The 20,050-nt window shown below is 42.7% G+C and carries 15 protein-coding genes and 4 tRNA genes; 1 reads left to right on the top strand and 18 read right to left on the bottom strand.

The window, feature by feature from the left end; translation table 11 throughout:
- Window positions 1-3: 3 nt before the first annotated feature.
- The 17 genes from gshA to gpt form a co-directional block, all read right to left on the bottom strand.
- Window positions 4-1,563 (bottom strand): glutamate--cysteine ligase, encoded by a 1,560-nt coding sequence (gene gshA, locus LDO51_RS11600; RefSeq protein WP_225574693.1) that lies wholly within the window; start codon window positions 1,561-1,563, stop codon window positions 4-6.
- Between the two features lie 208 nt (window positions 1,564-1,771).
- A tRNA-Arg gene (locus LDO51_RS11595) sits at window positions 1,772-1,848 on the bottom strand.
- Window positions 1,849-1,950: 102 nt separating this feature from the next.
- A tRNA-Arg gene (locus tag LDO51_RS11590) sits at window positions 1,951-2,027 on the bottom strand.
- Between the two features lie 171 nt (window positions 2,028-2,198).
- A tRNA-Arg gene (locus LDO51_RS11585) sits at window positions 2,199-2,275 on the bottom strand.
- Between the two features lie 11 nt (window positions 2,276-2,286).
- Window positions 2,287-2,379, bottom strand: a tRNA-Ser gene (locus LDO51_RS11580).
- Between the two features lie 438 nt (window positions 2,380-2,817).
- Window positions 2,818-3,003, bottom strand: a complete 186-nt coding sequence (gene csrA, locus LDO51_RS11575; RefSeq protein WP_004264815.1) for a carbon storage regulator CsrA — start codon at window positions 3,001-3,003, stop codon at window positions 2,818-2,820.
- Between the two features lie 225 nt (window positions 3,004-3,228).
- The gene (gene alaS, locus LDO51_RS11570; protein WP_225574692.1) at window positions 3,229-5,856 is read right to left on the bottom strand and encodes an alanine--tRNA ligase; all 2,628 of its coding nucleotides are present in this window, start codon (window positions 5,854-5,856) and stop codon (window positions 3,229-3,231) included.
- A 325-nt stretch (window positions 5,857-6,181) separates the two neighbouring features.
- Complete coding sequence (gene recA, locus LDO51_RS11565; RefSeq protein ID WP_036954212.1) at window positions 6,182-7,249, bottom strand: recombinase RecA; 1,068 nt, start codon at window positions 7,247-7,249, stop codon at window positions 6,182-6,184.
- A gap of 92 nt (window positions 7,250-7,341) precedes the next feature.
- Window positions 7,342-7,857, bottom strand: coding sequence for a nicotinamide-nucleotide amidase (gene pncC / locus LDO51_RS11560; protein ID WP_225574691.1), 516 nt, complete (start codon window positions 7,855-7,857; stop codon window positions 7,342-7,344).
- A 14-nt stretch (window positions 7,858-7,871) separates the two neighbouring features.
- Window positions 7,872-9,074: a lysophospholipid transporter LplT gene (lplT, locus tag LDO51_RS11555; RefSeq protein WP_225574690.1), complete on the bottom strand. Its 1,203-nt coding sequence runs from the start codon at window positions 9,072-9,074 to the stop codon at window positions 7,872-7,874.
- A 1-nt stretch (window position 9,075) separates the two neighbouring features.
- Window positions 9,076-11,223 carry a bifunctional acyl-ACP--phospholipid O-acyltransferase/long-chain-fatty-acid--ACP ligase gene (gene aas / locus LDO51_RS11550; RefSeq protein WP_225574689.1) on the bottom strand — a complete coding sequence of 716 codons (2,148 nt, stop codon included), beginning with the start codon at window positions 11,221-11,223 and terminating at the stop codon, window positions 9,076-9,078.
- A gap of 126 nt (window positions 11,224-11,349) precedes the next feature.
- Complete coding sequence (gene aroL / locus LDO51_RS11545) at window positions 11,350-11,847, bottom strand: shikimate kinase AroL (RefSeq protein WP_225574688.1); 498 nt, start codon at window positions 11,845-11,847, stop codon at window positions 11,350-11,352.
- Between the two features lie 295 nt (window positions 11,848-12,142).
- Window positions 12,143-13,396: a glutamate-5-semialdehyde dehydrogenase gene (gene proA, locus LDO51_RS11540; RefSeq protein ID WP_225574687.1), complete on the bottom strand. Its 1,254-nt coding sequence runs from the start codon at window positions 13,394-13,396 to the stop codon at window positions 12,143-12,145.
- 2 nt (window positions 13,397-13,398) lie between these two features.
- Window positions 13,399-14,502 (bottom strand): glutamate 5-kinase, encoded by a 1,104-nt coding sequence (gene proB / locus LDO51_RS11535; protein WP_036954225.1) that lies wholly within the window; start codon window positions 14,500-14,502, stop codon window positions 13,399-13,401.
- Between the two features lie 115 nt (window positions 14,503-14,617).
- The gene (gene crl, locus LDO51_RS11530; RefSeq protein WP_225574686.1) at window positions 14,618-15,019 is read right to left on the bottom strand and encodes a sigma factor-binding protein Crl; all 402 of its coding nucleotides are present in this window, start codon (window positions 15,017-15,019) and stop codon (window positions 14,618-14,620) included.
- Window positions 15,020-15,090: 71 nt separating this feature from the next.
- A complete protein-coding gene (frsA, locus tag LDO51_RS11525; protein ID WP_225574685.1) occupies window positions 15,091-16,341 on the bottom strand; it encodes an esterase FrsA in 1,251 nt (416 codons plus the stop codon).
- 174 nt (window positions 16,342-16,515) lie between these two features.
- Window positions 16,516-16,980, bottom strand: a complete 465-nt coding sequence (gene gpt / locus LDO51_RS11520; RefSeq protein ID WP_225574684.1) for a xanthine phosphoribosyltransferase — start codon at window positions 16,978-16,980, stop codon at window positions 16,516-16,518.
- A 319-nt stretch (window positions 16,981-17,299) separates the two neighbouring features.
- On the opposite strand from gpt, the gene pepD reads away from it, so the two are divergent.
- Window positions 17,300-18,760, top strand: coding sequence for a beta-Ala-His dipeptidase (gene pepD / locus LDO51_RS11515; protein ID WP_225574683.1), 1,461 nt, complete (start codon window positions 17,300-17,302; stop codon window positions 18,758-18,760).
- Between the two features lie 68 nt (window positions 18,761-18,828).
- On the opposite strand, the gene dinB is transcribed toward pepD, so the two are convergent.
- On the bottom strand, window positions 18,829-19,884 hold the full coding sequence (dinB, locus tag LDO51_RS11510) for a DNA polymerase IV (RefSeq protein WP_225574682.1): 1,056 nt from the start codon (window positions 19,882-19,884) through the stop codon (window positions 18,829-18,831).
- Between the last annotated feature and the right edge of the window lie 166 nt (window positions 19,885-20,050).

Below are 20,050 nucleotides of genomic sequence, written 5' to 3'. Positions count from 1 at the left end.
CTTTTAGCGTCCTGCGTGGGTCTTAAGATACTCTTCAAAGTTTTCGGCCTGACCTTGCTCCATTCGCTTCTGCTTCTCAATTGAAGCCAAACGTGCCTGTTCAAACTGTTCTTCTGTGATGACTTCATAAGGTTCATTAATTAACTGCTGATAATATTTTTCAGCTAATTCTAACCCATAACCACCAATACCTTTTTCCAGCATTTCATCCATCACCAACGCTGAATAGGTCAAATTTGGATCTTCAAACATGGCGACAAACTGATGACACACGTCTTTGTATTTGGCATCACAGCAGGTATCTAAGACTTCAGCCACACGGATCAGATCTTTAAACAGCGTTTGTCCCACTTCAACCAATGGTTTAAGCTCGCTACCACAACCAAAGCCAATGACCTGCTCCGGCTTACGACCTTCAAGGATCACGCGGTTCCAGTTTTTGCGACAGCAATCCAACTCTTGAACATTCATTTCCGGGGCATCGGCAAGCACACACCAGATGAGGAATAAATCCACAAAGCGAGCTTGGGTTTCATTAACACCAATCGGACTAAATGGATTAATATCTAGGGAGCGAACTTCAATATATTCGATACCGCCACGTAATAATGCATCAGAAGGTGATTCGTTGCCTTGAGGTACACGCTTCGGACGAATTGGTGCATACAGCTCGTTCTCGATCTGTAGCACATTGGTGTTCAACTGAACGTATTTGCCATCTTTTTTCACGCCCAGCTTTTCAAATTCAGCGGAAGGCTTATGAATAGCTTTCTTCAGATTTTCCACATATTCGTCAAGGTGATTAAACGTAATATTTAAATCACTCTGAGATTTATTAGTGTAACCTAAATCACTCATTCTCAATGAGGTTGCATAAGGCAGATAATAAGTACCACACTCAGTTTTATTAAAATTCAGTGAGGTCTCTCTGTTTTTTAAGAAAGAGCCACAGATAGCTGGAGATGCGCCAAATAAATATGGGATCACCCAACCAAAGCGATAGTAGTTTCTGATTAGACGTAAATAGCCTTCAGAAATTTTTTCCTTCCCGCTTTCTGCGTCTTCAACACCTGCCCACGCTTTCCAAAACTCGATTGGGAATGAGAAGTTATAGTGCACCCCCGCGATGGTTTGCATTAATGCTCCATAGCGGTTTTTTAACCCTTCACGATACAGTGTTTTAAACTGCCCCACATTGGAGCTACCGTATTGCGCCAGTGTGATCTTATCTTCACTTGCAATAAAACAAGGCATACTTAACGGCCACATTCTTTCATCGTGTAAATGACGTGCCGTATAACGATGCAGATCTCGCAAAAAAGCCAAGTTGTGGCTAATGCTTTTATCTACAGGTGTAATAAATTCGAGTAAGGATTCCGCAAAATCCGTAGTGATCCATTTATGGGTGAGTGCTTTCCCCAGTTCATCTGGATGTGATGTCTCGGCTAACGCGCCTTGGGGTGTCACGCGTAATGTTTCACGCTCAATACCGCGTTGAATGCCATTGAGAATTTCCGGGTGCGCTTCTAACCATGAGAGCGCTTTTGATACGTCCGGGATCAAATCGACCTCCCGCCTGTGATTTAGTTTTATTTTAATAAGGTGATTACTTTAGCGTAAATCACATAAATTGTCGCTGTCTAGATGTGTGGTTTACCCAAAGAGAAAACAGGAAAAAGAAAAAGAAAAAGAAAAAGAAAAAGGAGAGAATAAAATTGTTAATGATTTTTAGGCAAAAAAAAACTCCTCAATTTGAGGAGTTTCTTAATGATGGTGCATCCGGGAGGATTCGAACCTCCGACCGCTCGGTTCGTAGCCGAGTACTCTATCCAGCTGAGCTACGGATGCAAAATTTGTCGATTATCAATCGATGCTGTATGACTACAGCTGTAGTTTGGATTTATTAAATTGATGACAGAATTGTTGATACTGACAGAAATGTTTAAGAGATGGTGCATCCGGGAGGATTCGAACCTCCGACCGCTCGGTTCGTAGCCGAGTACTCTATCCAGCTGAGCTACGGATGCATTTTAGTGCAATACGTACTTCTCTCTCAATACTGCTTAATCAAAATCTACTTCAATATTTATGGTTATAAATCTTATTAGCTTTAAGACCATATGAAATCTAAACTACTTTTGTTTTAGTTCGCTATAAACCAAAACATCACCCTATCAGCATTACTCATAAGGTAAAAATGGTGCATCCGGGAGGATTCGAACCTCCGACCGCTCGGTTCGTAGCCGAGTACTCTATCCAGCTGAGCTACGGATGCAGAGCCTAAAATGGCGGTGAGGGAGGGATTCGAACCCTCGATGCAGCTTTTGACCGCATACTCCCTTAGCAGGGGAGCGCCTTCAGCCTCTCGGCCACCTCACCATATTTTAGTCACATGCGATTTGTTTTTGTTTAAACATCTCGTCTCTGTGTGGCGCACATATTACTTTCCTAGACTTAGAAGTCAAACAATTTTTCCAAACTTTTTGCATTCCAACGATCGTTTGCACATTTCACAAGCAAGATGATTAGTTTAACACCGAAAAAGCGATGTTTCCGTGCTTTTTTGCCCCTTTATTATCTTCGCCCTCATTATAAAAAATTCAGAAAAAAATAGAGAAAGTTGATAGCGCGTAGCTTCGCAGTATAAAAACAACACAGAAAGAAAGGTGGATTCATTCAAAGAGATAGCGCTCAACACCAACATAATGTGTTAAGCCAATTAAAGAATAGAAAAATTAGGGAGCCACTAAAGATAAAAAAGAGAAAGACAAGCGCCCATTATTGCTGTGTGATAACTCACTGGACGCTTATTTATTATTATTGATTGTCTGGTTGAGTCTTTTCGGCCTGGATCCGTTGATAAATTTCTTCACGGTGAACAGAAACTTCTTTTGGGGCATTAACACCAATACGTACTTGGTTGCCTTTTACGCCCAATACGGTCACTGTTACCTCATCGCCTATCATGAGTGTTTCACCAACTCGACGAGTCAGAATAAGCATTCTTTGCTCCTTGAAATATTAAAAGAGTCGGGTCTCTAGGTATTCCCCGCTATTGTCCATCACACACCGTGAAAACGTAAAGCAATGACATTCACCTAAAGCATTGATGCCGTCAAGGCAATAATTCTAATTATTTACAAGCAAAATATAACACTACCGGCAACATATTAACAATGCTGCAACAGATTAAAGTTACCCCACTAAAATGGGGTAACTTCACAGCAATTACAGTTTAGAATCAACCCATTGTTCAACACTTTCCATCGCTGTTGGTAATGCGCTTACGTCAGTACCTCCAGCCATCGCCATGTCTGGTCGACCGCCACCTTTACCGCCTACTTGCCCTGCAACATAGGATACCAAATCACCTGCTTTAATTTTAGCAGTCAAATCATTAGTCACACCAACAATTATACTGACTTTATCACCACTTGTGGTTGAAAGCACGATAATCGCCGATTTCAGTTGATTTTTTAGATCATCGACCATTGTTCTCAATAGTTTAGGATCTGTATCGGTTAATTGACTAACTAATAGTTTGATACCTTTAATATCTTTCGCTTTACTGCCTAGTGAAGCACTTTCTTGAGAGGCTTGCTGATCTTTTAATTGCAAAATCTCTTTTTCAAGATTTCGTGATTTATCTAATGCAGCTTTAACTTTCTCTACGAGGCTATTTACGTCACCTTTTAACAGGTGAGCAATCGCAGAAAGTTGTTCTGACTGGGCATGTAAATGTTCCATCGCAGCTGCGCCAGTTGTCGCTTCGATGCGACGAACCCCAGCAGCGGTACCAGACTCATTTAAGATACTGAATAGGCCAATATCTCCTGTGCGGCTAGCATGTGTACCACCACATAATTCGATGGAGAAATCCCCCATACTCAGAACACGTACGCGCTCTTCATATTTTTCACCGAATAATGCCATAGCCCCTTTCGCTTTAGCACCCTCTAAATCCATCAACTCAGTTTCAATTTCTGAGTTTTGACGGATCTGCGCGTTGACAATATCTTCCACTTGACGCAGTTGCTGTTGTGTCATCGCTTCAAAATGAGAGAAGTCAAAACGGAGATATTTATCATTCACCAACGAGCCTTTTTGAGAAACGTGCTCGCCTAAAACTTGGCGTAATGCTGCATGTAATAAGTGAGTCGCCGAGTGGTTTAGACGAATAGCATTACGTCTTTCACTATTGACTATAGCTGCAATTCGATGGTTAACAACTAATGAGCCCGATTCAACTTTACCCACATGACCAATTGCTTGACCATATTTTTGGGTATCTGTAACAGTAAAGCTAGCACTGTCATTTTTGAGAACACCAGTATCACCAACTTGACCGCCTGATTCTGCGTAGAATGCAGTTTTATCGAGGATGACTAAACCTTCATCCCCCGCTTGCAGGGAATCAACCGGTTGACCATCTTTATATAATGCAGTGATAGTCGCTTGCTGTTCATCATGCTGATAGCCTGAGAATTCACTGTGTTTGTCAACTTTGATCAGGGCATTATAGTCTGCACCGAAGCCGCTTGATTCTCTCGCACGACGACGCTGATCTTCCATTGCACGCTCAAAGCCTTCTTCATCTACTTTGAGATTGCGCTCACGGCAAACGTCAGCTGTTAAATCTAACGGGAATCCATAAGTATCATAGAGGCGGAATGCCGTTTCACCATCTAGCGTATCGCCTTTCAATGATGCCAGCTCTTCATCTAATAATTGCAGACCGCGTTCTAGAGTACGTGCAAACTGTTCTTCTTCAGTTTTTAAGACTTTCTCAACTAAAGCTTGTTGGCGCTGTAGCTCTTCCGCTGCGGGCCCCATCACTTTAATTAGAGTAGAAACTAATTTATAGAAGAACGTTTCTTTCGCACCCAGCATGTAACCATGACGTACCGCACGGCGAATAATACGACGTAAAACGTAACCACGACCTTCATTTGATGGAATAACACCATCACTAACCAAGAACGCACATGAACGAATATGGTCAGCAATGACGCGCAAAGATTTGTTGGACAAATCAGTTGCACCTGTCGCTTCTGCTGCTGCTGCTATCAGTTCGCGGAAAATATCGATTTCATAGTTAGAATTCACGTGTTGCAGAACCGCAGAAATACGTTCCAGCCCCATACCTGTATCTACAGAAGGTTTTGGCAATGGTTCCATGGTACCGTCAGATTGACGGTTGAACTGCATAAAGACGAGGTTCCAGATTTCAATATAGCGGTCGCCGTCTTCTTCTGGGCTTCCTGGAGGACCACCCCAGATATGATCGCCGTGGTCAAAGAAAATTTCGGTACAAGGTCCGCAAGGCCCTGTGTCACCCATCTGCCAGAAGTTATCAGACGCGTAAGGAGCACCTTTATTATCACCAATACGAATAATACGCTCGACAGGAACACCAATTTCTTTGTTCCAAATATCGTAAGCTTCATCGTCAGTCGCGTATACAGTCACCCACAGCCTTTCTTTTGGCAGGTTAAACCACTGTTCGCTGGTTAAAAGTTCCCATGCAAAGCGAATAGCATCGTGTTTAAAGTAATCACCGAAGCTAAAGTTACCTAACATTTCAAAGAATGTGTGGTGGCGAGCGGTATAGCCCACGTTTTCTAAGTCGTTATGTTTACCACCTGCACGTACACAACGTTGTGCGGTTGTCGCTCGGGAATATGCTCGTTTATCCAGTCCAAGAAATACATCTTTGAACTGGTTCATCCCTGCGTTAGTGAACAATAGTGTAGGGTCATTATTTGGCACTAGCGAACTGCTGGCTACCACCTGATGACCTTTCGTATGGAAAAAGTCGAGAAACGCTTGACGGATCTCAGCGGTGCTTTTACTCATATTTATCCCGATATCAAGCTGGAAACAGAATTACGAATTGTTGAGATGGAATGTAACATCACCTCTAATCAACTCTCCGATTAAAAAGTGACTGATAAGATAAAGTCTCTTTGTATAGAAGTAAAATATAGATACATCCATTCGTGGCTTTCATTGTAAAGCGTCTGAATATTTTCTGAAAGTATGTTTATACCTCTGGCTAGGGTATTTTTCCACAGAAAAACTGTTCAATAAACTATTATTGTGATAGGTAGAAGCAAAAAAGCGCCAATCAATTAAGATCGGCGCTTTTGATATCATTTTATTTCAAAAAGTTAGCGTTGAATTAAAATTCTTCAGGAACTTCTTCTTCATCAGAATCACTGATGAAATCAGTCGCTGCACTATTAAATTCACCAGTGTGATTTAATAATAAATCACGCAGCTTTTTATCAATTTCCTGTGCAACTTCAGGATGTTCTTTCAGGTAAGTTGTCGAGTTCGCTTTACCTTGACCAATTTTATCGCCGTTATAGCTGTACCAAGCGCCTGCTTTTTCAATTAGCTTATGTTTAACACCTAAGTCAATCAGCTCACCGAAGGTATTGATACCTTCACCATAAAGGATTTGAAATTCAGCTTGTTTAAATGGCGCTGCAACTTTGTTTTTCACCACTTTAACGCGAGTTTCGCTACCAACAATTTCTTCGCCGTTTTTCACAGCACCAATACGGCGGATATCTAAACGGACAGAAGCGTAGAATTTCAGCGCGTTACCACCTGTCGTGGTTTCTGGGTTACCAAACATCACACCAATCTTCATACGGATCTGGTTGATGAAAATTAGCAAGGTATTTGAGTTTTTCAGGTTACCCGCTAATTTACGCATTGCTTGGCTCATCATACGCGCCGCAAGACCCATATGAGAATCACCGATTTCGCCTTCAATTTCAGCTTTTGGTGTTAATGCTGCAACGGAGTCAACGATGATAACGTCTACCGCACCAGAGCGAGTTAATGCATCACAGATCTCTAACGCTTGCTCACCCGTATCTGGTTGGGAACACAGCAGGTTATCAATATCAACGCCTAATTTTTTTGCGTAGATAGGGTCAAGCGCGTGCTCAGCATCAATAAATGCACAAGTTTTACCACTACGTTGTGCTGCAGCAATAACTTGCAGAGTTAATGTCGTTTTACCTGAAGATTCAGGACCGTAGATTTCAACAATACGCCCTAATGGCAAACCACCCGCACCTAAAGCAACATCAAGAGATAAAGAGCCTGTTGAAATGGTTTCAACATCCATTGTGCGGTCTTCACCAAGACGCATAATAGAACCTTTACCGAATTGCTTTTCGATTTGACCTAATGCCGCAGCAAGTGCTTTTTGTTTGTTTTCATCAATAGCCATGTTTACTCCCTAAGGCAATGGTGACAACCATTGCGAATAAAACGATTGAATTCGATTTGATGGAACTAAGTATACTGTATAATCATACAGTATCAAGAAAATTTTTCAGAGATTAACTGTAAAAGTGTTTCCAGCGAATAACCTGTTGATTGCAAACGAACTTGATACCTATCACCTTCGAATCTCTGATGACGAGTCACAACATCCACAGTGCCATTTACCTGCTTTAATGCAAAACCAAACCAAACTGTCCCGACTGGTTTGTCTTTGCTTCCGCCACCCGGGCCGGCAATTCCACTGACTGATATCGCAAAGTCTGCCTGAGCTTCATTTAATGCACCAAGTGCCATTTCCTGAACAACTTGCTGGCTCACTGCACCAAAGCGCGTTAATGAGTCGTTCGTTACCCCAATCATTTGATGTTTGGCTTCATTACTGTAAGTCACAAACCCACGGTTAAAGTAAGCTGAGCTACCAGAGATATCCGTCAACACTTTGGCAATCCATCCACCAGTACAGGATTCTGCCGCCGTCACTGTTTTATCAAGTTGCAGTAAACGCTGTCCTAACTGAATACTTAATGTCTCGAGTTGCTTCTCATTTATCATTTGGCTATTCACCATTATGCTGTTTTTTTACGAGCGCGATCCCAAATCCACAACCCTGCAATCGCGATCGCAAACACTACACCAAAACCGACACCCACACTCACGACTGAGAATCCGACCTTTATCGCCAGAGAATATAACCCTAGCATTAATAGCATCGCACTATTTTCACCGAGATTTTGTACTGCGATAGCATTACCTGCTCCGACCGTTTCTTTACCTTTCTCTTGGAGTAAAGCATTCAGAGGAACCACGAATAGCCCCCCGAAAATCCCTAATACCATCAAAATAAAATATGAAGGAATAATATTGGTTTGCAGTGAAAGGAAAACCACCATAACCCCAATCACGACCCCAGCAGGAATACAGCGATAGACCGTTTTTAAGGTGATAAATTTCGCCGCTAACCCTGCCCCTACCACAATACCGACTGCAACCATCGCATTCAAAATGGTCGGGGTTGTATTATCTTGCAAGCCGAGAGCTACAGGTACCCATGCTACCAGTAAGAAACGCAATGTCACCCCAGCGCCCCAGAACATGCTGGTACCCACAAGGGAAAAGCGGCTTTCTTGATTAGCCCATAAAATACGACAGGCGGAGAAAAAATCTGTCAGCAACAGTTTGAAATTCCATCCCGTTCCTGGTCTTGCTGCCGCTAAATGTGGAATAAAGAAGTTAACAATAATCGCTAACGCATACAGTAAAGAGCAGGTTCCTAATGCCAGTAATAGGTTAATGTCAGAAAGCATACCGCCTACCACAGAACCCACTAAAATCGCTGCGATCGTTGAGGCTTCCATTAAACCGTTAGCTTTGACTAAATTATCGCCACCAGTAAGCTCACCCAAAATACCGTATTTGGCCGGGGAATACGCCGCAGCGCCCACACCGACTAACCCATAGCATAGGAATGGATTAACCCCTAAGCAGATCCCCAATGCTCCAACAAATTTAAATATATTGGAAAACAGCATCACGCGGCCTTTAGAGAATCTATCCGCAATTTGCCCCACAAATGGCGCCAGTACAATATAAGTGAAGACAAACACCATTTGTAGAATTGGATGACTCCATTCTGGATAAAACTCAGCTTTTAGCTGCGCTAATATCGCAAATAATAACGCGTTATCAGCAAATGCAGAAAGAAACTGAGATGCCAGAACGGCCTTCATCCCTGTACTCAACAGTGGCGTGTTTGGTGTGCTCTCCTGCATATTATTCCCCTGTTAACGCCATCTGTTTTAATGTCACGAAATCCGTTTTTCCGCTACCTAATACAGGTAAGGCTTTAACCCAGCGGATATCCCGTGGAACTGCTAATTCTGTTAAACCTTTACCTTTCGCGGCGGCAGATAATGCACCACGGTCAAGATCCTTATCCGTGGTAAATAACACCAATGCTTCTCCTTTGCTACTGTCGGGCTTAGTCACAACACCGTGGTCGCAACTTGGAGATATCTCAGCCACCATTTGCTCAATACTTTCAAGAGAAACCATTTCGCCAGCGAGTTTAGCAAAGCGCTTTACTCGTCCTTTAATGGTACAGAAGTTTTTATTGTCTAACTCAACAATATCCCCTGTATCATACCAGCCAGGCTCTAACTCGCCCTGAGCATTCTCCGCTTTTGGCTCTTCTAACACGCCAGGCGCTTCTACACGTAAATAGCCCTTCATAATATTCGGGCCTTTCAGCTGAAGTTTCCCACCATGTTCAATACCCGGTAATGGGATAATACGGGCTTCCATACTGGGTAAAATTTGCCCTACAGAACCTTCTTTCGCCGCCATAGGTACATTAATAGAAACAATTGGCGCACACTCAGTCACCCCATAGCCTTCAAGAATACGAATACCAAATTTTTCGTACCAAATTTTCTTGGTTTTATCCGACAGTTTTTCTGCGCCAGCCACAACATAGCGTACTCTTGCAAAATCATAAGGGTGGGCAAAACGTGCGTAATTACCTAAGAACGTTGAGGTTCCAAACAGAACAGTACAATTTCGGTCATACACTAACTCAGGAATAATTCGGTAATGTAGTGGGCTTGGGTATAGGAAAACACGGCTACCCGAAAACAGCGGAATAAATAACCCAACCGTTAATCCAAATGCGTGGAATAGCGGCAGTGATGACATAAAACGGTCACGCGGCGTAAAATCAGCAATGGTTTTGATCTGTTCAACGTTCGCCATTAAGCTACGATGGCTATGTACTACACCTTTAGGTGTTCCTTCTGAGCCGGAGGTGAATAACACAATGGCTTCATCATCCACGTTACGAGGAATAATAGCGTTACGCGGTGAGAATAAATGCTTAACAATCCACCACTTATCTTGCAAGGTGACTGTGTCTTTTAAATCCTCAAGATAAATCCAAGTGGCTTCAGGCACTTGCTCAGGAATATGAGTGAGTTTCCCTTTTTCCAAAAATTGTCTTGAGGTGAAAACCACTTTCGCCGTCGACGCTTTCAGTGCATTACTGATCCCATGACTCCCTGCAGTGTAGTTCAGCATCGCAGGCACTCGCCCACGCATTAAACAACCAAAAATTGCAGCCGCTGTCACTGTCGCATTGGGTAGCAATAACCCTACACGTTCATTTTCATGGGTATAGCGTTCGATAATTCGCCCAACACCAAGAGATTTTTTCAGCAACCCTTGATAGTTATCTTCTTTAAAAGCGATATCTTCAATGCAACGAGAACGACGCCCGTAACGCTCAATACTATCAATAAAGGCTTCGACTAACGTCATTTGCGGGCGGCTTGCCATACGTGCCGCTTTCATGATTTGGTAAAGGTGTTCACCTGCTAATGCGCGGCGTTCAATAGCACGAGGCGCATCCGGCATAGGAATGGCCTCAGCAGGTAGGATATGTAACTTGATTTTTGGGAACCACTTTAACGGAATAACCCCTTTTAGGCGCCCAAAGTAACTTCGCTCAGCACCATCAATACGAATAGGAACAATTTTTGCCCCTGATTTGGCAGCGACGAAAGCAGCGCCTTCATAGATTTTCATTAAAGAGCCATGAACAGAAATGCGACCTTCTGGAAAAATAACAACGGGGCGACCTTTGTCCACTTCACGAACAAGGTGCCTGAGGCCTAATGGGTTCTTTGGATCTAATGCAACAACATCGGCATAAGGCTTAAGACGCTTGATCATTTTAGGCGTTGCCACTGTGCTGTACATGGCAAATACCGGTTTTACTGGTAAGAATAACGCAATCAACACACCATCAAGAAAAGAGACATGGTTTGGCGTAATGATACATTTGTCTTGATTGAACTCATTTGGATTGCCAATGACTTCGACACGAAACAAAAATTTCAGTACTTTTTTTATTATCTTTGCCAACATAATGATTCCCTTTCTTATGGTGATAATTTTATCTATTGATTAACAATTAGATACCACAATAATTATCTCGTTACCAATGCACCTCATTAAGAGGTTTATTCCTAAAGGCACTGGTATACCTAATATTTATCTTAAATTTGCGATCTGGTTAATGATAGCATCAATGGATTGATTGGCATCAATAACGTGGTGCGCAGTCGATAAATAGATAGGATCACGCTGCTCCATTACCTCTGCAATTTCTTCTATCAGAGATTTTCCTGTTAAGCTCGGCCGCTGCTCTGCTTGAGGCTCGGCCGCCAGCCGCTGTGCGAGAGTTTCAGCAGTGGATCGTAAATAAATTACCGTCCCATTATCTCGCATAACTTTCTGATTTTCAGGGGCTAATATAATTCCCCCTCCTGTTGAAACAATGGCTTTTTGTGGTTCGATTGATGCAAGAATTTGGCTTTCAAGCTGACGAAAATAGTCCCAGCCTTGTTGCTGGACAATATCAGCGATGCTCATTCCCGCATGTTCAAAAATAAGTTTGTCGGTGTCAATAAACTGGTAACCCGTTTTTTCTGCGAGTTTTTTACCAATCGTCGTTTTTCCTGAGCCTCTAGGTCCAATAATGTAGAACATCTATATTCATCCCATCATCATGATTGCTATCATAAATTTGCCATGCACATGCTTCTAGCCGGTTAGCCAAAATGGCGAAAATAGTCTAAAAAAATAAAGCCACACGCAGTGTGGCTCGAACCATTTTAAAACCTATCTGGTTTGGAAATGGTGCTTTATGGTTGTAAAAATAAACCACGAAAATCAATTTATTGATTTTCGTCTGATAACACAAAGAGAGAAAACCACGCTTTTCTCCCTCTTTGTCTGCAATTTAAGCCACAACTCAGTGCGGCTCAATATTATTATGATTAAATTATGGGCGACTTAAAAAGTCACCATAACCAATCCATTTATAGGTGGTCAGAGCATCTAACCCCATCGGTCCACGAGAATGGAGCTTTTGGGTGCTCACTGCCACTTCAGCACCTAATCCAAACTGCCCACCATCGGTAAAACGGGTACTGGCATTAACATATACCGCAGCCGAATCCACACGCTGCACAAAGTAATCCGCTTGGCGAATTGACTCCGTTAAGATGGCATCAGAGTGCGCGGTACCATAATGGCGAATATGTTCGATAGCTGCATCAATTCCTGAAACAATCTCAACGTTCAAGTCCAAAGATAACCATTCATCAACTAAGTTTTCCGCTTGAACAGGAACCACTTTCGCCGCACCATCTTTCAAGAACGCCATAGCTTTTTCGCTGGCATGTAATGTCACTTGCTGATGAGCCATTTTTTCACTCAAACGCGGTAAGAAACTCTCCGCAATATCTTCATGAACTAACAGTGTTTCCAATGAATTACATGCACTTGGGCGCTGGACTTTAGCATTCGTAATGACACTCAGAGCCTTATCAAAATCCACTGAATCATCGACAAAAGTATGGCAGACACCAATTCCGCCAGTGATCACTGGGATCGTAGATTGCTCACGACATAATTTATGCAAACCCGCGCCGCCGCGAGGGATCAGCATATCCACATAGCGATCCAATTTTAATAATTGAGTCACTAATTCGCGATCTGGATTATTGATTGCTTGTACCGCATTGGTTGGTAATCCGCTATTTTTCAGCGCTTGCTGAATAACCTCTACCACAGCAAGGTTAGTATTATGCGTCTCTTTTCCGCCACGCAGAATGACCGCATTTCCCGTTTTTAAACATAAAGAAGCGACATCTACAGTGACATTAGGGCGAGCTTCATAGATAACCCCAATAACCCCTAACGGAACACGACGACGTTGTAGATTCAACCCGCTATCTAATTCGCTACCATCAAGAACTTGTCCTACCGGATCAGCCAATTGGCAAACTTTTCTAACGTCATCCGCGATGCTTTTTAAGCGCGCTTGGGTCAGTAATAAACGGTCTTGTAATGCTTCGCTCATACCACTTTGCTCTGCTTGAGCCATATCCAGCTGGTTAGCCGCTAAAATACTGGCGCTCTTTTGCTCTAAGAGAGAAGCAATTTGCTCAAGCGCACTATTTTTTTGTTTGGTATTGAATTGAGCCAACTGCCATGACGCTTCGCGCGCCGCTTTACCCATTTGTTCTAACATAATTAACTCACTATCATATCGTCGCGATGAACGGCTACTGAGCCATGTTCATAGCCAAGGATTTTACCAATATCTTGGGAATGATGACCGGCAATCATTCTGAGCGCATCACTATTATAGTGGCTCACGCCATGCGCCAAATCTTTACCTGCCATATTGCGAATACGGATCACTGCGCCACGGGAGAAATCCCCTTCAATTTTCTTAATACCTTTTGGCAATAACGAGCTGCCTTTTTCGGTGATAGCCAGTTGCGCGCCATCATCAATATAAACATCTCCCGCCGCTGGCGCGCCAAAAATCCAGCGTTTACGGTTTTCCATTGGGTTTTTCTGCCCGTAAAAACGGGTTCCCACAGGGATATTTTCAATCACTGAATTGATCACATCTGGTTTATTGCCAGCTGCAATGAACACATCAATCCCAGCACGGCCAGCAACATCAGCCGCCTGTAATTTTGTTGCCATTCCACCAGTACCTAAGCCCGTTACGCTATCCCCTGCCATACGGCGTAAATCATCATTAATACCGTGAACTTCAGGGATTAATTTTGCGTTCGGATTACTGCGTGGATCCGCATCGTATAGGCCTTCAATATCGGTTAATAACAGTAATTTATCTGCATCACCAAGGATGGCAGCAAGTGCGGATAAGTTATCATTATCCCCGACTTTGATTTCTGCTGTCGCCACCGCATCATTTTCGTTAATCACCGGAATAATACCGTTGTCTAACAGCGCTTGCAGTGTGTCTCGCGCATTTAAAAAACGTTCTCGATCTTCAAGATCCGCTCGCGTTAATAGCATTTGACCAATGTGAATACCGTAGATGGAAAAAAGTCTTTCCCATAATTGGATTAAGCGACTTTGACCGACCGCCGCCAGCAGCTGTTTAGATGCAATGGTGGCAGGCAGTTCGGGGTAATTGAGATGTTCACGTCCTGCGGCAATTGCGCCAGATGTGACAATAATAATCCGGTGACCTTTTTCATATTGCTGCGCACATTGTCGAACCAACTCAACGATGTGAGCTTGATTTAAACGACGTGAGCCCCCTGTTAAGACACTTGTGCCAAGTTTGACCACGAGTGTTTGGCTATTTTTCATCATTTTTCTGCCATTAGGATTAATAAATACAAAGTGGGTATCAGTTTTATCAGGAGATGCGCGTTATGCCAACAGGCATAACGCAAAATTAAACAAAAGTTGGTTTAAAACAATTTTATGCGCTTAATTCCAGCTTTAATTCTGTCATTAAGGGTGAGGGGAACAAGCTTAATTCTAGATCGGATAATTGCTGAGAAAGGCGTTGATGAAAAGCATGCAGGTTCTTTTCGACGGCATCCGTGGTTGCTGCATCCTTCAAGGCTTTTGCTTGCCAATTTCCCTGATTGTTGTAGATCCCTAACTTGTAAGCAAATTGGAACCCTTCATCCGTGGAGGATAATTCTAACCACCATCCCCAAAACTCACGTTTTTCAGGCACGATATTCGCATTAACACAGACAACCAAGCTATCAAAAAAGTAGCAGTTTTTGATAGATTGTTGCTCACGTAAATAAGGCCCTATCGCAGCAAATTTCTTTAAAAACTTTCCATTTGTGTAATCAGTCGGTAACGCCATATTAAGGATCTCCTTCTTGGGAAGATCCCTTTTTAGCAAATGTTAAAAAATAAGCAAGCTATTCAATAAAATTATAATATTTTACTTTCTAACCATTTGGTTGTATCTGACATTGAACGCTCGAAAGCCTCTAAAATAGGGCTACTTGGCAACATTAATAAATGACTATCCATAGATGAACGCGCTATTAAATCTGAATCAGCTTTCGGACTGTAGGGATCATTTTTAAAACACACTGACATCATCGGAACTTGGTTACGGCGTCCCAACAGACCTTGATTACGCAATGAATAACAGCTAAGTTCATGTCGTAACGATTGACCATCAACTTGATAAACCCCTAAGCGGCTAGCAAAAACATCTAACACCATACGGGGGATATCTTTCTGATATTTTTCTTCATGTAATAGGCTATGAACGATAGGGCCAATCACCGCAACGGCTTTGATTTTATCCGGGCACATATACGCTAAACGAACGGCGATGTTTGCACCAAAACGGATCCCTGTGATTGCAAATCGTGTGTGGTCAATCCATGGGATCGTGTCGAGTTGACGAACTATCTGTTCATGCAATGTGCTGGTTTCTTGCGAAAGGCTGTATTTTCCGGAATAACCGATGGATGGCATATCCAAGGTTAACATCGCAATACCGCGAGGCCCTAAATATTCTCGAAAGTAGCGGCTGTAATCTGTCTGTAGGCTATCAAGCATGCCACAGACCATCACCGTTGGATAAGGACCTTGGACATTTGATGGAATATGTAAAAAGCCACAGACTTCTTTGCCACCATCAACTTTAAATGGGATTTTTTTCAATTGATACTGTGAGAATTTTGCTGCGCTATCATAAGCTTTACAAGCTAACACAATCGCTTGATCCGCCAGCTCATCCCCTTTAATAAACGGGTATGCCGCAATACTGTATAAGTTAGCAGCACGTAACCATGCGTCACACGCCTCCTGACCTTTTTCAAATTCTAAAGCTTTTTGCTGCCAGTGCATGGCTTGATGGGACCATTCAAAGCACCAATTACCGCGACGATTACCAATGACAGTATCAAGCCATTCTTCACGGCTACGTTTAGCATCTGAAATAGCTATGCGGCTTAAAACTTCTTCAATTTCAATCGCATCAATACCACGCCAAATCCACATTAAACGGTTAATAGTACGATACCAATGATTATGGGAAGAGCCACTTATTACACTGTGGTTCTCTAATTGGGACAGGGTATGGGAGGAATAAGAAACCAACGTTGATGTTTCAACTTGTCTAACGCGAGGTTTAAAAAGTTTTTCGGATAAATTTTGCTGAGTCATGTGGGTTCCCTACTTTTACCTATTAAATCTGTCACATAAACAAAAAGGGAGTGCATTTTGCACTCCCCTCTATCATATCGTGTTTAGCTCAAATCGCTTAGGTAATAATGTGTTGTTTTTATCAAACAACCGTAACCTATCACAGCTAAACAGATTTAAATTATTTAGTTCAGACTACTTATCTTGTTCACACAAAGGATCGATAAACACAACGCCCATATCCCAAGGCTGTTCAATCCAAGTGTTTTGAGGGATATCAACCACATAGTCATCCACTAATGGGCGACCAGCTGGTTTTGCAAAGATAGTCACGAAGTGTGCTTTTGGATACATGTCGCGGATGGCTTTCGCTGTGCCGCCAGTATCCACTAAATCATCAATCACGATAAAGCCTTCACCATCACCTTCTGCGCGTTTAATGACTTGCATTTCGCGTTGGTTGTTATGGTCATAGCTAGAGATACAAACGGTATCAACATGACGAATACCCAGCTCACGCGCTAACAGTGCGCCTGGGACTAAACCACCACGGCTAACTGCGATGATACCAGTCCATTGTTTTGCTGGTAATAAACGTTGTGCGAGTTTACGGGCATGTATTTGCAACATATCCCACGTTACGACATATTTTTCGCTCATAAAATTCGGGTCCCGACGGTGAGTAAAACAGAAATGTGTCTTGCGGAAAAAAGGTTGCGCGAGATTATAGTGATTTGACGCAGAAAAAACCAGTGAAACCATCCTACTAAATGAATTATTCTTATTAACGCTCTCCATTATTCGATAGAAAGTGTTATGCTGAATCAATACATAAAACCGCTTAACACTTGAGTTATTACACTTAAGCTTAATCCAGAATTAAGTGGTGAACGCCGTCAGTCGATTGTTTTGGGTGTCAGCCAATCCCCAGCTTGAAATATGACGGGAAGATTACGATCAAAGCACCAAGGAGAAGAACGTGTCACAATTATCAACGCTAAAACCACAACCACTGTGGGATATTTTCGCTAAAATCTGCTCCATCCCTCACCCATCAAAACATGAAGAAGCTTTAGCCGCCCATATAATGGAATGGTCTAAAGGGAAAGGATTTCACGTTGAGCGTGACCAAGTTGGTAATATCTTAATCCGTAAACCGGCGACTAAAGGCTACGAAAACCGTAAACCTGTTGTACTGCAAGCTCACTTAGACATGGTGCCGCAAAAAAATAACGATACAGAGCACGATTTCACTAAAGATCCTATCCGCCCTTATATTAATGGCGAATGGGTCACTGCAGAAGGCACAACATTAGGCGCAGATAACGGCATTGGAATGGCATCCGCATTAGCAGTATTAGCGGATGACAGCGTTGAACACGGTCCACTGGAAGTATTACTGACCATGACCGAAGAAACGGGCATGGACGGCGCTTTTGGTTTACAACCAAATTGGTTACAAGCTGATATTCTGATCAACACCGATTCAGAAGAAGAAGGCGAAATTTATATGGGTTGCGCTGGCGGCGTTGATTTTACTGCCACATTTGATTTAACCCGTGAAGCATTACCGCAAGGTTATAAAACCTTCACTATGACCTTAAAAGGCCTTAAAGGCGGCCACTCTGGTGGGGATATTCACTTAGGTTTAGGCAATGCAAATAAACTGTTAGCCCGTTTCTTAGCGGGTCATGCTGAAGACTTAAGCTTAAAACTGCTGGAATTCACTGGTGGCACACTGCGTAACGCAATTCCACGCGAAGGCCATGCAATCATTGCGGTACCTGCTGATAAAGTGGCTGAATTAACTGCACTAAGAACGCGCTATGAAGGTATTCTGCAAAATGAATTAGCCGCTGTAGAACCTAACTTAGTTTTACTGTTAGATGAAACGACGAGTGACTTAAAAGCACTGACTGATGATTGCCAACAACGTTTAGTTTTCTTCCTAAACTCTGCGCCAAGCGGTGTTATCCGTATGAGTGATGTTGTGAAAGGAGTTGTTGAAACTTCGCTGAACGAAGGCGTTGTGAAAATGACTGAAGACAAAGCGGAAGTGATCTTCTTAATCCGTTCACTGATCGACTCAGGTAAAAATTACGTCGTTAATATGCTGACATCACTGACAAAACTGGCGAAAGCTCAGCACCGTGCAGAAGGTGGATACCCAGGTTGGCAACCAGATGCAGACTCACCAGTCATGCATATTGTTAGCGACACTTACCAAAAACTGTTTGGTAAAATCCCTAATATCATGGTTATCCATGCAGGTCTTGAGTGTGGTCTGTTCAAAAAGCCTTATCCATTAATGGATATGGTCTCTATTGGACCAACCATCCGTGGTGCACACTCACCAGATGAGCGCGTTCACATTGAGAGCGTAGGTCAATACTGGACACTGTTAACTGCTATCTTAAAAGCTATCCCAGTGAAAAACTAAGTCGACTTTAAGCTATCTATATCAGGGTCATAAATGATAGTTTATGACCCTATTTTTATTTATATATTCTATAAAAGTAGTGAAAGTTGCCTTTCGATTTGTGGATTTTGCAATGTCACATGCAAGCCAACTAACCTGACGCCTCGCCCTGCTCGTCGATTTTCCCAAGCCTGTTTTGCTAACTGAATGAGATCCTGTTTATCAATAATGGGGTAAACATGCTCTTGCGTAGTTTGCTGAAAATCATCAAATTTTAATTTCACGCCTTGGCGAGCAATTCGCAGATCTGGCTTCACTTTCTCTAAGCGAAAATGCAGTTCATCATATAAGGTATCGAGTAAAGGCAAACACTCTTCCCACTGATGAATATCTTTGGCGAGGGTGCGCTCTACCCCAACAGATTTACGTAAACGTTCAGGATTCACCGCCCGCTCATCAATGCCATGACAGCGCTCCCACAACGATTGTCCAAATTTACCCATGCTCTTTACCAATGCCAACATGTCATAGCGCTGAACATCCGCACAGGTTAATAACCCCATGTCCGCAAGTTTTTGCGCTGTTACTTTTCCAACGCCGGGGATCTTTTTTAATGGCAGTGTAGCGACAAACGCTGGCAATTCTTGTGGAGTGATCACAAATTGCCCATTGGGTTTATTCATATCAGATGCAATTTTGGCGAGGAATTTAATCGGAGCAATTCCCGCAGAAGCAGTGAGTTGCAGTTCGTCAAAAATTTGCTGGCGGATAGCCTCCGCAATAAGTGTAGCCGAGCCGTGGAGCTGCTGGCAATCCGACACATCCAAATACGCCTCGTCCAAAGATAACGGCTCAATAAGATCGGTGAAACGGGCAAATATTTGGCGAATATGATGGGAAACTTCTTTATAGACCGCCATACGTCCGGGTACAACTTTCAGGTGAGGGCATAATTTCAACGCCAATGCCGTCGACATTGCGCTGTGAACACCATAGCGTCTCGCTTCATAATTTGCGGTGCTCAATACGCCACGTCGGTCTGCACTTCCCCCGACAGCCAGTGGAATATTGCGTAATTTGGGGTCATCACGCATCTCTATCGCTGCAAAAAAGCAATCCATATCAATATGAATAATTTTACGCATGATAGCCACCCCAACCAATAATCACTGAATAAATATACAGTTGTTTTATTAGCCATGCAACTTATTCATCTGTTTGAAATGTATTACTGAAATACTGTAAATGACCGAAAAAGTAAAAAGTTACTCCTAATTTATAGGTTTATTACTTACAAAGCTGATGGAACAT

Source organism: Providencia alcalifaciens (genome assembly GCF_020271745.1).
In the GTDB taxonomy this organism is placed as follows: Bacteria; Pseudomonadota; Gammaproteobacteria; order Enterobacterales; family Enterobacteriaceae; genus Providencia; species Providencia alcalifaciens_B.
The sequence above is the reverse complement of the archived record's forward strand: the minus strand, read 5'-3'. Positions and strand labels throughout refer to the sequence as shown.

What these genes read in the sequence shown, in the direction of transcription:
- gpt (WP_225574684.1), bottom strand. Translation starts at nt 16,980, where the DNA reads ATGAGCGAAAAATATGTCGTAACGTGGGATATGTTGCAAATACATGCC.
- dinB (WP_225574682.1), bottom strand. Translation starts at nt 19,884, where the DNA reads ATGCGTAAAATTATTCATATTGATATGGATTGCTTTTTTGCAGCGATA.
- aroL (WP_225574688.1), bottom strand. Translation starts at nt 11,847, where the DNA reads ATGTTCTACATTATTGGACCTAGAGGCTCAGGAAAAACGACGATTGGT.
- proB (WP_036954225.1), bottom strand. Translation starts at nt 14,502, where the DNA reads ATGAAAAATAGCCAAACACTCGTGGTCAAACTTGGCACAAGTGTCTTA.
- pncC (WP_225574691.1), bottom strand. Translation starts at nt 7,857, where the DNA reads ATGATAAATGAGAAGCAACTCGAGACATTAAGTATTCAGTTAGGACAG.
- frsA (WP_225574685.1), bottom strand. Translation starts at nt 16,341, where the DNA reads ATGACTCAGCAAAATTTATCCGAAAAACTTTTTAAACCTCGCGTTAGA.
- recA (WP_036954212.1), bottom strand. Translation starts at nt 7,249, where the DNA reads ATGGCTATTGATGAAAACAAACAAAAAGCACTTGCTGCGGCATTAGGT.
- aas (WP_225574689.1), bottom strand. Translation starts at nt 11,223, where the DNA reads ATGTTGGCAAAGATAATAAAAAAAGTACTGAAATTTTTGTTTCGTGTC.
- proA (WP_225574687.1), bottom strand. Translation starts at nt 13,396, where the DNA reads ATGTTAGAACAAATGGGTAAAGCGGCGCGCGAAGCGTCATGGCAGTTG.
- csrA (WP_004264815.1), bottom strand. Translation starts at nt 3,003, where the DNA reads ATGCTTATTCTGACTCGTCGAGTTGGTGAAACACTCATGATAGGCGAT.
- crl (WP_225574686.1), bottom strand. Translation starts at nt 15,019, where the DNA reads ATGGCGTTACCGACTGATTACACAAATGGAAAGTTTTTAAAGAAATTT.
- alaS (WP_225574692.1), bottom strand. Translation starts at nt 5,856, where the DNA reads ATGAGTAAAAGCACCGCTGAGATCCGTCAAGCGTTTCTCGACTTTTTC.
- lplT (WP_225574690.1), bottom strand. Translation starts at nt 9,074, where the DNA reads ATGCAGGAGAGCACACCAAACACGCCACTGTTGAGTACAGGGATGAAG.